Origin of the sequence: Streptosporangium sp. NPDC006930 (assembly GCF_040635605.1) — a bacterium.
In the GTDB taxonomy this organism is placed as follows: Bacteria; Actinomycetota; Actinomycetes; order Streptosporangiales; family Streptosporangiaceae; genus Streptosporangium.
The window spans coordinates 86162-101071 of sequence record NZ_JBEYID010000023.1; the positions used below are offsets into that span (position 1 = coordinate 86162).

Here is a 14910-nt window from a genome sequence, read left to right on the forward strand (position 1 = left end):
GACTCGCGCCGGCCGTCGGGAGCCGAAAATGAAACGGGCGATATCAAGCGACACTGCGTATTTGAGTACGTCAGATCTCCGGACACCGATCTCACCTGAGGGCGAGATGATGGTGGACCTGCTGACCGGTTTCACCAGCGGAATCCGGGCAGAGGCTCGCGCGAACGACCAGAACGGCGTTTTCCCGGTGGACACGTTTCGCGGGTTCGCCAAGGTCGGCCTGATGGGCGCGGCCGTGCCCGCCGAACTGGGTGGTCTCGGCGTCAACCGACTGTACGACCTGGCGGTGGGATTGCGCGTCCTGGCCGAGGCCGACGCCTCGACGGCCCTGGCCCTGCACGTCCAGCTGAGCCGCGCGCTGACGTTGACCTACGAGTGGCGCCACGGCGCCCCTGCCGCCTCCGCGTTGGCCGAACGGTTGCTGCGGGCCATGGCCACCGGCGAGGCGGCCGTCTGCACCGGGCTGAAGGACGCCCCTGGCGTGGTGACCACGCTCACCAGGGACGCCTCGGGTGGCTGGCGGCTGTCCGGCCGCAAGACACTGGTCAGCATGGCACCGATCGGCACACACTTCTTCGTGCACGCGCTTCGGCGCGACGGCGATGTGCCAAGACTTGCCGTCCCCCTCCTGAGCCGGGACACCCGCGGGCTGACCGTACGGCCGGACTGGGACGGTCTCGGCATGCGGGCCTCCGGCACGCTGGACGTCGATTTCGACAACTGTCCGGTACCGGAGGCCGACATCCTCGACCGGGGTCCGGTGGGATCACGCCGGGACGCGGTGCTGGCCGGGCAGACCATCAGTTCGATCACCATGCTGGGTATCTACGCGGGAATCGCCCAGGCGGCCAGGGACATCGCGGTCGAGCATTGCGCCAAGCGCGGCCCGGACGTCTCCTCGGGCGTGCGTTCCACCATCGCCGAGTCCGATGCCCGGCTGTACGCGCTGCGCACGGCGACCGCCGCCGCACTGCTCAACGCCGACCTGCTCAACGACAAGTACACGATGGACCTCGACGAGCGGGGACGACGGATGATGACGCCGTTCCAATGGGCGAAGATGACGGTCAACGACCTGACCTTGCGCGTCGTCACCGACAGCATGTCGATGGTCGGCGGTCAGGCGTACTCGGCCGGCCACCCACTGGCACGCCTCTACCGCGACGTACGGGCAGGCGGGTTCATGCAGCCCTACAGCTACGCCGACGGCGTCGACTATCTCAGCGGTCAAGCACTGCGCCTCGATCGAGACAACGACTACATGAGTGTCCGGGCAGTCCGCTCCCAGACTCAGTCCTAGGAGAGGCAGAGACATGGCAATTCGGGTGTGGGACTACCTAGCGGAGTATCACCAGGAGCGGGCCGACCTGCTCGACGCGGTTGAGAAGGTCTTCCGGTCCGGCAACCTCATACTCGGCGAGAGTGTCGACGGGTTCGAAAACGAGTTCGCCGCCTACCACGGCATGCCCCACTGCATCGGGGTGGACAACGGCACCAACGCGATCAAGCTGGCCCTGCAGGCGATGGGCGTCGGACCGGGCGACGAGGTGATCACCGTGTCCAACACGGCGGCACCGACGGTGCTGGCCATCGACGCCGTCGGCGCCAGGGCCGTCTTCGTCGACGTTCATGAGCAGGACTGCCTCATGAACGTGGACCGGGTGGCCGAGGTGATCACTCCGCGGACCAAGGCGGTGTTGCCCGTACACCTCTACGGCCAGTGCGTGGACATGACGTCCTTGACGCGGCTCGCGGCCGACCACGGCCTGCTCATACTCGAGGACTGCGCCCAGGCGCACGGTGCCCGGCAGCACGGCAGGACGGCGGGCACCATGGGCGACGCCGCGGCGTTCTCCTTCTATCCCACCAAGGTGCTGGGCGCCTACGGGGACGGCGGTGCGGTGGTCACCGCCGACGAGGCCCTCGACAGCAGCCTTCGGCGGTTGCGCTACTACGGCATGGAGAAGGTCTACTACGTCGTCAAGACACCCGGCCACAACTGCCGCCTCGACGCGGTGCAGGCAGAGATCCTGCGGCGTAAGCTCACCCGGCTGGACGCCTACATCGAGGCCAGGCGCGCGGTGGCCCGCCGCTACGCCGAGGGGCTCGGCGACATCCTCGACTCCACCGGCCTGATCCTGCCGTCGGTGACCGCCGGGAACGAGCATGTCTACTATCTCTACGTCGTGCGTCACCCGCAGCGCGACACCATCATCGAACGGCTCAGGGCCTACGACATCACCCTGACCATCAGCTACCCCTGGCCGGTGCACACGATGACCGGGTTCACGCAGCTTCGCTACGCCGACGGCTCGCTCCCGGTCACCGAACGACTGGCCGGAGAGGTCTTCTCCCTGCCCATGTACCCGTCGATGCCGCAGGACCTCCAAGACAAGGTGATCGGCGCGCTCCGCGAGGTCCTGGAAACCCTTTAGCGGTTCGGCTTCGAGCCGGTCGGCCGCAGGTCGTCGGTCCCGGTTTCCCGGAACGCCGGTTTGAAATTCACCCCTGCGGACCTGACTTTTCGACAGGCCGGCAACCGCCTCTTCGGTCACCGCCGTACCGTTGTTCCATTCCCCCAACGAGCCCTGGGCGTACCCGCGGCCCATCGGCATTCCTCGCTCGTTTATTCCGGCACGACAGCGATCACGACAGAAAATCGCCCGGTGTGCGAACGCTCCACTAAAGCTCCCACTAGACATTCCCCCGAATTGTTGAACGCCATTTTCCGCCCGCCGTAGGGTGTGGTTCGGTAAATTATCCCGCCTCTCGATGAGGAGATTCATGGTCACCAAGGTCTTGGTCATCGGTGGCGGTCCGGCCGGGTCGACCGCGGCGGCACTGCTCGCACGTGCGGGCCTGTCCGTGACGCTGCTGGAGAAGGAAAACTTTCCTCGCTACCACATCGGCGAGTCCATCGCGTCGTCGTGCCGGACAATCGTCGATTTCGTCGGCGCGCTGGACGAGGTCGACGCCCGCGGCTACACCGAGAAGAACGGTGTGTTGCTGCGGTGGGGCAGGGAGGACTGGGCCATCGACTGGGCCGAGATCTTCGGCCCCGGCGTGCGGTCCTGGCAGGTCGACCGCGACGACTTCGACCACGTACTGCTGACCAACGCCGCCAAACAGGGCGCCCGGGTCATTGAGGGCGCCGAGGTGAAGCGCGTGGTCTTCGAGGGCGACCGCGCCGTGGCTGCGGAGTGGTCCGAGTCGCACACCGGTGAGCCGCGCACCACCCGTTTCGACTTCGTCGTCGACGCCTCCGGCCGGACCGGTCTGATTCCCGCCCGGCATTTCAAGCACCGGCGGGCGAACGAGACGTTCAAGAACGTCGCCATCTGGGGCTACTGGCAGGGAGGATCTCTGCTTCCCAGCTCGCCGAAGGGCGGGATCAACGTCATCTCGGCCCCGGACGGCTGGTACTGGGTGATCCCGCTGCGCGACAACCGCTACAGCGTCGGATTCGTCTGCCACCAGACACGGTTCCTTGAGCGCCGTTCGGGACACGCGTCCCTGGAAGCGATGCTGGCCTCGCTGGTCGAGGAGTCTCCGTCGGTGCGCGGTCTGCTCGCGAACGGGACCTACCAGCCGGGCGTCCGGGTCGAGCAGGACTTCTCCTACGTCGCCGACAGCTTCTGCGGCCCGGGTTACTTCGCCGCGGGCGACAGCGCGTGTTTCCTGGACCCGCTGCTGTCCACCGGCGTACACCTGGCGCTCTACAGCGGCATGCTCTCCGCGGCGGCCATTCTGGCCACCGTCAACGGCGACGTCGACGAGGAGCAGGCCCGCGCGTTCTACGAGACGCTCTACCGCAACGCCTTCGAGCGCCTGTTCACACTGGTCGCGGCCGTCTACCAGCAGCAGGCGGGCAAGGACAACTACTTCGCCCTGGCCGACAGGCTTGTCGGCGACCACGCCGAGACCGACTACGAAAAGGTGGACGGCTCCAGGGCCTTCGCCCAGCTGATCGCCGGGCTCGCCGACATGGGCGACGCCGTGGCCGGCCGCGCTCCCGAGCCGCAGATGCCCGACGGCGACGCGGACAACTCCGTCGACCGCCTGTTCGTCGCCGCCGAGCAGGCCCGCAGGATGGCCGAGACGCACACCCCCAAGTCCCCGGTCAGCGAGGCGCTCAACAGGCTCGACGGACATGAGCTGTTCGACCCGGACACCGGCCTGTACCTGATGACCAGCCCCCGGCTCGGCATCGGACGAAGCCGGCCGGCGGAACCCGTGACCCGGACCTCGCCCCCACCGCCGTCCCAGGCCCACGGCGAGGAACCCTCGACGTGAGCGGGCAGCGGGTGATCGACCCCCTCGATCGCAACGACGAGTACGACCGGCTCACCATCCAGATCATCGAACAGGTCTGCACCACGACCGCCGGGTGCGTCGACCTCGGCGCGGGCGTCGGCGAGATCACCCAGCACCTGGTGCGGGTGGCGCCCGAGGGCAGGCACTTCGCGATCGAACCGCTGCCCGCCTTCGCCGACGAGTTGGCGGCCAGGTTGCCTTCGGTCGCGGTGATCAGGGCCGCCGCCGCCGACACCACGGGCTCACAGAGCTTCGTGCACGTGGTGTCCAACCCGGGCTACAGCGGCCTGCGCAGACGCCCCTACGACCGGCCGGCGGAGACCCTGCGCGAGATCACCGTCGACACCGTGCGCCTGGACGACGTCATCCCACCCGATGTGCGCATCGACCTGGTCAAGCTCGACGTCGAGGGAGGCGAGGTGCTGGCTCTGCGAGGTGCGCGCCGCTCACTGCGTCGCGACAAGCCGGTGATCGTTTTCGAACACGGCGGCGACCATGTGATGCGCGAGTACGGCACCACAACGGACGATCTCTGGTCGTTGCTGGTCGACGGGCTGGGGTACCGGGTGTTCACCCTGCCGGCCTGGCTGGCCGGGCAGCCCGCGATGGATCGCGCGTCATTCGCGAGGGCGTTGGAGCGGGACTGGTATTTCGTGGCGGACTGCGCTGGTCCGAATTCACCACCGCCGAACGGAAGGGGTTCAGGTCATGAATCCTGTCACTAAGGTACGCACCGACAGCAGGGTTCCCGAATGCGACATCCGGCGGACCGGACTGTTGCCCGAGCACGTCACCGCCTTCCGCCGGCAGGGAGTGCTCGCCGTTCGCGGGCTGCTCACGCAGGAGGAACTCGCCGACGTACAGCAGGCCGGGAAGACGCTGATCGATCGGGCATGGTCGACGCGGTCCATGGACGACACCGTCTGGACCCTGGAGCCGCACCTGCCGGACGCCGCGCCGGTACGGATCGAATACGTGGTGGACAAGGCCCGTCCGATCGCCATGCTGGCCGGTCACCCGTTGCTGCTACAAATCATGGAACAGCTCGTCGGGCCCAACCTCATCCCGACCTGGGACAGCATGGTCTTCAAAACCCCGGCCGGGGCTCCCCGGCTCGCCTGGCATCGCGACGCCGGGTTGTACGCCGACGCGGTCGGCGTCACCGGAGCGGGTCGCGTCATCGACGCCGGGATCTATCTCGATCCCGCCCCCGAGGACAACTGCGTCTGGTGCATCCCGGAATCCAACTACTGGGACGACGAGCGGATCAGGACCACCGCGGATCGGCTCAACGCCAGCGAGTGGGACACCACCGGTGCGGTACCCGCCGTGATGCGGCCGGGGGATGTGCTGCTGCACAACATCCTCACCCTGCACGGCGCCCCCGCCGTGGTCGGCAAGCAACGCCGCGTCGTCTACTTCGAGTTCCGGCCCGCCGAGGTGGAGTGGCAACTGGGCCCGCACACCGAGGACTACGTCGGCCTCAAGCAACAGGTCCTGCGTTCCTGCGTTCGGATGCGTGCGGCCGAATCGCGATTCCGCGACGAGGAACCGTTCGACTACCGCCCCGCCCACTCCTTACGGCACTGGGCGCGCAAGCCGGAGCTCGCCACATTCCGGGTTCCGCATGAAGAGTACTGGCGATGGTGAGCCGAGGGGCGTTTCCATGAGTACTGAAGTCAACGGTGACGGCGGCGCCACGGACAAGACCTTGTGCGTCCTGCCGTGGATTCATCTCTGCGCCTCCATCGACGGCGTCTACGGCCGGTGCTGCGTCGACAACGCGATGTACCACAACGAGTTGTACGACCAGCAGGAGGAGCCCGTCTTCCAGCTGAACGACGACGCGATCGGCTGTTCGCCTGGTTCGCGATACGCCGAGGACAACCCGGATCGGGTGATGGGACTCCAGGAGGCGTTCAACAGCCCCAACATGAAACGGACCCGGCTGGCGATGCTGAGCGGCCAGCGCGTCGACGCATGCAAATACTGCTATTTCCGGGAAGACCACGGCGCCCAGTCCTATCGGCAGAACATCAACCAGCGATTCGAACATGAGCTCGACACTCTCGCTGCCCGCACCGCCCAGGACGGCACCGTCGAGGACTTTCCGTATTTCCTCGACATCAGGTTCGGCAACACCTGCAACCTGCGGTGCGTCATGTGCACCTATCCGGTGAGCTCGGCGTGGGGCGCCAAGCAGCGGCCATCATGGTCCTCCGCGGTGATCGACCCCTACCGCGCCGACGAGGAACTGTGGCGGACCCTGCGGGCGAACGCACACCTGATTCGGCGACTGTACTTCGCGGGCGGCGAGCCGTTCATGCAGCCGGGTCATTACGCGTTGCTCGAACTCCTCGTGGAAACCGGGAACGCGGGCAATGTCGACGTGGCCTACAACTCCAACCTCACGGTGTCCCCCGACAACGCGATCAGCCTCTTCCCGCACTTCAAGAGCGTCGGCATCGGTGCCTCCTGCGACGGCGTGGGCGAGGTGTTCGAGCGGATCAGGACCGGCGGGAAGTGGCAGGTGTTCGTGGACAACGTGCACAGGCTCAAGACCCAGGTGGACGTCTGGCTCCAGGTGTCGCCGCAGCGGGACAACCTGTGGGACCTGCGAAACCTGCTCGAGTTCGCTCGCGCGGAGGGACTGGACATCGACCTGGCCAACGTCGTGCAGTGGCCGCGGGAACTGTCGGTCACCAGCCTCACCGACGAGGAGAAGGCGCGTGCCACCGGGGAGCTCACCGAGCTGATCGCCTGGTGCGCCGAGCTGAGCTGGGACAAGCCGGCCGCCCACCTCGGCGCCCTGCGTTCGTTCATGAATTCGCTGGATCCGACGAACCTGGTCGACGAAGGAGCGTCATGACCGGGTAACGGGGTCCGCCGGGCAGGCGCCTACGGCATCAGGAAGCCGATGGAGTGCGGCACCCGATTCGGCGGGCGCCCCTTGGGCATTGACCGCCCTTTCCAGGAAAGCGGTGTCGCGCTACATCGGCGGCCATGTCATCAGCCGGTACGTCGCCACCCGATCGACGTCCAGTCGATGTGCTCGATCGTGTCGGTGATCTTGTTGGTCTCCCGGAACTCCCTGATGGCCGCCCGGCAACCGGGCAGGACGTGGTCGTCCACGATGACGAAGCCACCGACCGAAAGCTTGGGATACAGGTTGACCAGCGCGTCCATTGTGGACTCGTACAGGTCTCCATCCAGGCGCAGCACGGCGAGGGAGCGCACCGGCGCGGTCGGCAGACTGTCCCTGAACCAGCCCTCCAGGAAGACGACTTGATCGTCCAGCAGGTCGTACCGCTCGAAGTTCTGCCGCACCTGCTCGATGGACACGCCCAGCACCGAGTTCTCGTTGTGCAGCCCGAGTTCCACGTCAAGCGGGTGGCTGGAGCGGTCGGTGTGCGGGATGCCCTGGAAGGAGTCGGCCACCCATACGCGCCGGTCGGTGATGTTGTTCGCGCGGAGGAAGGAACGCATGAAGATGCACACACCGCCACGCCACACTCCGGTTTCGATGAAATCGCCCGGCACCTCGTCTTCGATGACCTGTCGCATGCAGCGCTCGAGGTGGTCGAGCCGAATCCTGCCGACCATGGTGTGCGCGACCGAGGGCCAGTCCTTGCCTTTTTCCCGCAGCGAATCCTTGTAGCCATCGGCCTGCTGCTGCCCTATGGGAAGCGGCGCGTCCTGGTAGATGGTGTTCGTCAGCGTCTTCTTCATCAGGTCGAGATAAAGTTCGGCGCCTGTGTTCATGGTTTCCTCGCACTGTAGATTTCCGAAATTCCATGGCACTATCGGGTCTCCGCTTACCGGGAAGCGTGTCCGTCCCCACTCCACCGCGGCCCCCGCGAGGACTCGGTTCCCCCGTGGTTCGCCCTTTTTCGACAACGGCGAGACCGCGGTAGAAGCGAATGGCTTTGAACTCGGCGCCCCCTGGCCCGGCGGTCGCCCTCGGCGAGAATCTCTTCGTGGCCGGTACCGTCCAGCGGCTTCTTCGAGAAGCCCGTCTCGTCCACCGCGATGGCGGCGACCTGCCCCAACTCGATGCCTGCGATGCCGGCGTCGAGGCCGCTCCCGAGCAAGACGCCATGCAGGATCCGCACATACGCATGGTAGCGATGCGAATCTCAAGGAATCCCTAGATAATTCGCGAAATCCGCGAGATAGCGCGGATCCGCCGGCGTCACCGGATTGCCACCAGAACCACTCTGCGACGATCTGGCCGGCGAGCGCTATTTATAGGGAAATCATGAACCTTTTCTCGGTACTCTCGCGGAGAGCCCAGTCATCGACATCAAGTGAGCGGTAAGTAAGGGAGATTTCGATGCGGATTCTGTTCACCGTGTCCAACTGGGCCGGACACTACATGTGCATGATCCCGCTGGCCTGGGCGTTCCGGGCGGCCGGACACGAGGTTCGGGTCGCCTGCCCGCCGCAGCAGGTGCAGGGAGTCATCTCCACGGGGTTGATGCCGGTGTCGGTGCTCGACGCGGCCGACATGATGGAGAGTGCCCGGCTGGCGTACTGGGTGCAGGCGATCAACACCCCGCCGCAGAGCGGCGAAATGCCGCTGCCACTGCACCCGTTCACCGGGCAGGCGCTGGACTCCGTACGCGACTTCGACACCGGCACGCTCAGCGACTTCTGGAAGAAGACCATCGCCGCGGTCCAGCGTAGCTACGACAACGCCGTTGACTTCGCCGCTTCCTGGCGCCCCGACCTGGTGGTGCACGACCTCATGGCCTCCGAGGGCGCGCTGATCGGCGCGCTGTACGAGGTGCCCAGCGTGTACTACGGGCCGGGCTTCATCGGCACCGTGGAGACCGAACCCGGCCTCGACCTGGTGTCCTCCGATCCCCTGTCCTGCTTCGCGAAGTACGGCGTGAACTGGACACGCCGCAGTATCGGGTACGCGGTGGACCCGTCGCCGGACGTGGCCATTCCCCCGATGGGCGACGCGCTGCGGATTCCCATCAGGTACCAGCCGTACAACGGATCCCAGGACGTGGATCCGTGGTTGCTGGGGCCGGTCAAGGGAAAACGCGTCTGCGTGGTGTGGGGGAACTCCGCGACCGGGGTGTTCGGCGAGCGGCTGCCCGCGCTCCGCCACGCCGTCGAGTCCGCCGCCCAGCTGGCCGCCGAGGTGGTGCTCACCGCCGCGGTGGCCGAGGTGGACGGTCTGGGTTCCCTGCCCCCGAACGTGCGGGTGCTGCGTAACTGCCCGTTGGAACTGATCCTGCCCGGCTGCGACCTGATCATTCACCACGGCAGTGCCAACTGCCTGATGAACGGCCTCGCGATGGGCGTCCCGCAACTGTCCCTGGCCCTGAACTACGACGCGCAGATCTACGGCAGGCGGATCGACCCGCAAGGCGCGACCAAGACGCTGCCCGGCCTTCTGATCGACAGCGAGGCGATCGACAAGGCCCTCGCCGAGGTGCTGTTCGACCACAAATACCGGCGTCGCGCGGTCGAGCTGAGCCGGTCCATGGCCGCCGCGCCGACCGCCGCACAGGTCGCCGACCTGCTTACCACCCTGGCCCGCACCGGCGAGTTGACCGCCGCCGACGTCGCCGGTCTGGTGGCCGGCCGGTGACGGTCACCGGACCGGCGACGTCCGGGTCGTCCACGCCGCCAGGACATCACACGAGAAACCACGAGGGAGGCCGTATGAACAACACGGAAGGCACGGCGACCGTCAAGGCGAAACCGCCGCTGCAGAGCATGGGTGACCTCAACCTGATATGGGAGTGGAACTCCCCGGAGGAGATGCAGGTGCAACTGGCGGGCACCCAGGCTCGCGAGGAGTATCTGCGCGACCGCGTCGACCGGGCGAACTGGATCGCACAACGGCTGCGGCTGACCCCGGACTCGGAGATCTTCGAGATCGGCAGCGGTGAGGGAATCATGGCCAACGTGGTCGCCCCTCAGGTGCGACGGCTGCTGTGTACCGACGTGAGCCAGTCGTTCCTGGCCAAGGCACGACTCACCTGCCGGGAACACACCAATGTCGACTACCACCACATCCAGAACGACTTCCTCGCGACACTGCCGTCGGCGAGCTTCGACGCGGGGTTCTCCCTCAACGTCTTCATCCACCTCAACGTCTTCGAGATCTATCTCTACTTCCGGCAGATCGCCCGGATCCTGCGCACCGGCGGCCACTTCGGTGTCAACTTCCTCGACCTCGGCGCGTCGACCCAGAGTTTCTTCCACTTCTACGCGGAGCGCTACGAGCAGGCGAATCCCTTCGAGTTCAAGGGCTTCCTGGCCTGGCACGGAGTCGACCTGATCGCCAAGATCGCCGTGGAGGCCGGACTGACGCCGCTGCTGGACGAATTCGTCAACGAGGACGGGGTCTGCTTCCTGATTCTGCGGCGCGACGAGGAGCCCGCCGCATGAGCCGTCGGCCGCTCGGTCCGGAGTGCCGCTGATCTCCCGCTCTGCCTGTGGAGCGGGCGGCCCGAGCCCCCAGGCGTTCGACCTGGGCCGAGCGGCGCCGGACGCCGGTCAGGCCCCGGTCGACCAGGTTCGGGAGCGGGCGCTGACGCCGCGGACGGGTCAGCGGCCTCCCGTCAGGAACGGAGAGCCGATCAGGAGGCAAGGGTGAGTGAGGGTCGCATCGTCGTGGTCGGCGGCACCGGATTCCTAGGGCGCCGGATATGCAAGGACCTCGTCGCGGAGGGACGGGACGTGCTCGTCGTGGCGAGGAACGCGGCCCGGTCCGCTCCCGGGTACCGGTTCAGGGCCGTCGACGTCTCCGAAACACCGACCGGGGAACTGGCGGCCGTACTGGCCGCCGAGCACCCGGACACGGTGATCAACGCGACCGGCGGCAAGTGGGGCCTGACCGGCCGCGAGCTGGAGGCCAGCTGTGTCGGGGCGACCCGGCACATCCTGGCGGCACTGGAAAAAACCCGGTTGGTGCCCCGGCTGGTGCACCTTGGCTCGGTGTTGGAGTACGGGCACCTCGCGCCGGACGGTACCGAGTCCACCCAGCGATCGCCTGGGCCGGCCTCCGACTATGACCGGTTCAAGTCGGCCGCGACCGAGGCGGTGCTGTCGGCCGCTGCGGTCGGGACCGTGGACGCGGTGGTACTGCGGCTGGCCAATGTCGCCGGTCCGGGTGCACCTCCGGCGAGCCTGCTCGGCCGTGTGGCCGACCGCCTGGCCGCCGCGGCCGGCCGCGGCGAGGCCGCGATGATCGAGCTGACCGCGCTGCAAGCCCGCCGGGACTATGTGGATGTCCGGGATGTCTCCGACGCGGTCCGCGCCGCGACGCGGATCACCGGTCGGCACACCCCGATCGCCATCGGCCGCGGCGAGGCCGTCCCGGTGCGTACGCTGGTCAACATGCTCGTCGAGGTGAGCGGGGTGCCGGCCACCATAGTCGAGCGTCCTGCCCCGGACCTGTCCGCGGACACCGACGACTGGACACGGGTCGACCCCCGGCCCGCGCGTGACCTGCTCGGCTGGACACCGCGAAGGACGTTGCGCGACTCGGTCCACGAGCTCTGGCGCGAGGTGATGGAGCGGACGCCCTTCCCGCCGTCCCGCACCGGAAGGAGAGCGTAGTGCGGACAGGAAACGGGCATGAGGGGGCGGTTACGACGTGCCGAACTCGTGAGTCCGCGAGCTGAAGATCACCGGGCTGTAGACGGCCGCAGGACCGTCCGGACCGATCCGCGCAAAGGAGGAGGCGCCGTCCCACAGGGAACACGCGCCGGGCCGGGCCGTTCCATCGCGATCTCCTCAGCGGAAGAACGCCAGCAGATCTTTGAGCAACCGCGGGTAGCCGTACGCCTCGCGGAGCGTGTCCTGGATGTCGCCCACGATGCGCGCGTGGCGCTCGTAGTCCACGCTCATGCGGGCGAGCGCGGTGGCGGGATCGGAGCCGAGCCTCAGGTGCTCAGCGGCGTCGCCGTATACCGAGACCATGAACTCCGCCTCGGGCGGGACGGCGGGAAGGCTTCCCGACGCAAGGGTCTCGAACAGCCGGGCGGTGAGGAGGCCCGTACCGCTCACCAGCGAGCTGACGAGAATCGGGGAGATCAGTGACCGCCCCATCTCCTCGATGACGTGCCCGAAGGGCACGGGCGGATGGACCTCGACACCTTGACCGCGCAGCCAGCCGGGCTCGCTGAGGGTGATCTCCTCGAAGCCCGGGCAGGTGTCACCGTCCCACCAGCGGCCGCAGACCCGCAGCGACTTCAGAGGCGGTTCCGCCCGCTTCGCCGCCGCCATGACCTCGGCCAGCGGTTGCCAGCGGCCCCAGTTGCTGCCGATGTACTGCAGGTCGTAGTCGGGCTTGCGGTCCGGGCTCAACGGGTGCCGCACCGGGGGCAACCCGAAGCACTTGAAGAACTCCGCGCCGGGGGGCAGCGGTCCGGCCACCTTGGGCTGCAGGATCAGGTCGCTCAGCGTGGAGTAGAGCACCTGCCAGCTCTCGGCCGAGTATTTGCGCGCCTCCACCTGGACACCGTCGGCGATGCCCCAGTGCCCGTCGAAGTCGACGATCAGCCGCCGGTCCCTGGGGACCGAGCAGGCCATCTCGATCTGCTCGGCGGACAGGAATTGCCGGGCCTCGAACATGAGGACCAGATGCGTGCACCAGCGCACGTCATGCTCCACCGGCAGGTGCCTCGGAACCTCGTCGTCCATCCGCGACAGCGGACCGCTGATCCGGATGTCGCAGCCGGCCTCGTCGGCCGCGCGCACGTAAGCGGCCACGGTCTGGCTGAATCCCGCCTGCCAGTGAAAGTTCCCGGAGATCAGGATCCGCGGGCGAGTCACCGTTCCTCCGCCTTTCGCGTCCGCTTCGACGTCCCTCGTGCGGCTCCTCTCGCTGCCTTCGTCAAATCCGCCCCCCCTGCGGATACGCGGTGGCCCACCAGCCGAAGGTTCGCCGTAATCCCTCGGAGACGGATATCTCTGGCTTCCAACCGAGAAGTGCTCTGGCCAGCTCGATGTCGGGACAACGCCGGTTCGGCTCGTCTGTCGGCAACTGCTGGGAGACCGTGCGGAGTTCGGCCCCGGCCTCAGCGGCGATCAGTTCGGCGATCTCCCTCACGGTGAGTTCCTGGGTGGCGCCGATGTTCACCGGCCCGGGTACCGTGCTGCACATCAGGGCAAGCAGGCCCTTGACCGTGTCGTCCACGTAGCACAGGGATCTGGTCTGTTCGCCGGAGCCGTTGATGGTCAGCGGCTCGCCGGCCAGGGCCTGGTCGATGAAGGTCGGCACGACGCGGCCGTCGTTGCGGCGCATCCTCGGCCCGAAGCTGTTGAACAGCCGGGCGATGGCCGTGTCGGCGCCGAGCGTCCGCCGATAGGCGGCCGTCAGCGCCTCGGCGTAGCGCTTGGACTCGTCGTACACCGCTCGCGGCCCCACGGGGTTCACATTGCCCCAGTAGGACTCCGGCTGGGGGTGCTGGGCGGGATCGCCGTACACCTCCGAGGTGGAGGCGAGGACGAAGCGCGCCCTGTGCGCAGCGGCCACCCGCAGCGCGTTCTCCGTTCCCGCCGACCCCACCCGCAGCGTCTCCAGCGGCATGCGCAGGTAGTCCAGCGGCGACGCCGGCGAGGCGAGGTGGACGACGTGGTCGACCGGCCCGTCTATGGTGAACGGCTCGGTCACGTCATGGCGGATCAGGCGGAAGCTGGGCGACCGCTCCACGCCCGCCAGGTTGCCCGGCTCGCCGGTACACATGTTGTCCACACAGATCACGGAGCAGCCCTGCGCGACGAGTGCCTCGCAAAGATGGGAGCCGATGAAACCGGCCCCGCCCGTGACGACCGCGCGAGCGCCTTTCAGGCTCCTCATCGGGCCACCAAGAGTTCGTGAACTCGATCACGATGGTTCTGCGCCACCTGGCTCACTGGACCGGCTCCTTCCTGCACGCGGCGACGATGTCGCACACCTCCGCCGACACCCGCTCGTGCAGGACCTCGATCTCGGTGAAGCCCGCGTTCTTCAACGCCGCGAAAAGCGACGGGCGATCCAGCCAGCGCACGTCCACGCTGAGCCCGCGGGCCTGGGGTTCGGGATGTCCCTCGCGGACGTTCTTGACCGCGTACCCGGCCAGCGCGTCCAGCCCCTCGGAAGTGCCCCAGTAGTGGGTCGAGAGGTACAGGCCGCCGGCGACGCTCGCGATCTTCTCCAGCAGGGCCCACGGTTCCTGGACGTGGTACATCAGCCCCGCACACAGCACCACGTCGAACGCGCCGAGCTCGGCGAAGTCGAGGCGTTCGACGTCGGCGAGCCTGAGTTCCACGTTGGTCAGACCGAAGACCTCCACCACGAACTCGGCGCGGCCCAGGTTCTCCTGGCGCCCTTCCAGCGCCAGGACGGAAGTTCCCGGGCGCCGTGCCAGCGCCACGGTGTCGGCCCCTTCCAGCGCGCCGAGTTCGAGAATTCTACCGGCCTGGGGAAAAGCGGCGAAGAATGCCTTGGCCCGCTGCTCCGGGTCCTGGCTCAGCAGATAGTCGTGGGAAGATCCTTCGGCATAACGCACCCCGTTGTATTCAAATCCGTTGACCCATGGCTCCAGCTCGCGCACGCGGCGCTGAATTTCCTCGGCGTCCATCACA

13 protein-coding genes are annotated in these 14910 nt (G+C 67.3%); 9 read left to right on the forward strand and 4 right to left on the reverse strand.

The features are described 5' to 3' along the window. Positions 1-61: 61 nt before the first annotated feature. From ABZ664_RS31645 to ABZ664_RS31670, 6 genes are all read left to right on the forward strand, one after another. Complete coding sequence (locus ABZ664_RS31645; protein WP_362517902.1) at positions 62-1300, forward strand: acyl-CoA dehydrogenase family protein; 1239 nt, start codon at positions 62-64, stop codon at positions 1298-1300. Positions 1301-1313: 13 nt separating this feature from the next. Then, positions 1314-2435 (forward strand): DegT/DnrJ/EryC1/StrS family aminotransferase, encoded by a 1122-nt coding sequence (locus tag ABZ664_RS31650; RefSeq protein ID WP_362517905.1) that lies wholly within the window; start codon positions 1314-1316, stop codon positions 2433-2435. Between the two features lie 349 nt (positions 2436-2784). Further along, positions 2785-4293, forward strand: coding sequence for an NAD(P)/FAD-dependent oxidoreductase (locus tag ABZ664_RS31655; RefSeq protein ID WP_362517908.1), 1509 nt, complete (start codon positions 2785-2787; stop codon positions 4291-4293). Continuing rightward, positions 4290-5039, forward strand: coding sequence for an FkbM family methyltransferase (locus ABZ664_RS31660; RefSeq protein WP_362517911.1), 750 nt, complete (start codon positions 4290-4292; stop codon positions 5037-5039). Before ABZ664_RS31655 ends, ABZ664_RS31660 begins: the two co-directional genes overlap by 4 nt. Then, positions 5023-5964, forward strand: a complete 942-nt coding sequence (locus tag ABZ664_RS31665) for a phytanoyl-CoA dioxygenase family protein (protein WP_362517914.1) — start codon at positions 5023-5025, stop codon at positions 5962-5964. Before ABZ664_RS31660 ends, ABZ664_RS31665 begins: the two co-directional genes overlap by 17 nt. 16 nt (positions 5965-5980) lie before the next feature. Continuing rightward, the gene (locus ABZ664_RS31670; RefSeq protein WP_362517917.1) at positions 5981-7183 is read left to right on the forward strand and encodes a twitch domain-containing radical SAM protein; all 1203 of its coding nucleotides are present in this window, start codon (positions 5981-5983) and stop codon (positions 7181-7183) included. A gap of 140 nt (positions 7184-7323) precedes the next feature. Here the strand turns inward: ABZ664_RS31670 and ABZ664_RS31675 are convergent, their stop codons facing one another. Further along, positions 7324-8076 carry a TylF/MycF family methyltransferase gene (locus ABZ664_RS31675; RefSeq protein WP_362517920.1) on the reverse strand — a complete coding sequence of 251 codons (753 nt, stop codon included), beginning with the start codon at positions 8074-8076 and terminating at the stop codon, positions 7324-7326. A 571-nt stretch (positions 8077-8647) separates the two neighbouring features. Between ABZ664_RS31675 and ABZ664_RS31680 the strand changes: the two genes are divergently transcribed. The 3 genes from ABZ664_RS31680 (at position 8648) to ABZ664_RS31690 (ending at position 11898) form a co-directional block, all read left to right on the forward strand. Continuing rightward, positions 8648-9919 (forward strand): nucleotide disphospho-sugar-binding domain-containing protein, encoded by a 1272-nt coding sequence (locus ABZ664_RS31680; protein ID WP_362517923.1) that lies wholly within the window; start codon positions 8648-8650, stop codon positions 9917-9919. Positions 9920-9993: 74 nt separating this feature from the next. Next, complete coding sequence (locus tag ABZ664_RS31685; protein ID WP_362517926.1) at positions 9994-10725, forward strand: class I SAM-dependent methyltransferase; 732 nt, start codon at positions 9994-9996, stop codon at positions 10723-10725. Between the two features lie 204 nt (positions 10726-10929). Further along, positions 10930-11898, forward strand: a complete 969-nt coding sequence (locus ABZ664_RS31690) for an NAD(P)-dependent oxidoreductase (RefSeq protein WP_362517929.1) — start codon at positions 10930-10932, stop codon at positions 11896-11898. 177 nt (positions 11899-12075) lie between these two features. On the opposite strand, the gene ABZ664_RS31695 is transcribed toward ABZ664_RS31690, so the two are convergent. The 3 genes from ABZ664_RS31695 to ABZ664_RS31705 all read right to left on the reverse strand — a co-directional run bounded on the left by ABZ664_RS31695 (position 12076) and on the right by ABZ664_RS31705 (position 14906). Then, a complete protein-coding gene (locus ABZ664_RS31695; RefSeq protein WP_362517932.1) occupies positions 12076-13116 on the reverse strand; it encodes a hypothetical protein in 1041 nt (346 codons plus the stop codon). Positions 13117-13177: 61 nt separating this feature from the next. Next, the gene (locus ABZ664_RS31700; RefSeq protein WP_362517935.1) at positions 13178-14143 is read right to left on the reverse strand and encodes an NAD-dependent epimerase/dehydratase family protein; all 966 of its coding nucleotides are present in this window, start codon (positions 14141-14143) and stop codon (positions 13178-13180) included. Positions 14144-14195: 52 nt separating this feature from the next. Continuing rightward, positions 14196-14906: a class I SAM-dependent methyltransferase gene (locus tag ABZ664_RS31705; RefSeq protein WP_362517937.1), complete on the reverse strand. Its 711-nt coding sequence runs from the start codon at positions 14904-14906 to the stop codon at positions 14196-14198. Positions 14907-14910: the final 4 nt, after the last annotated feature.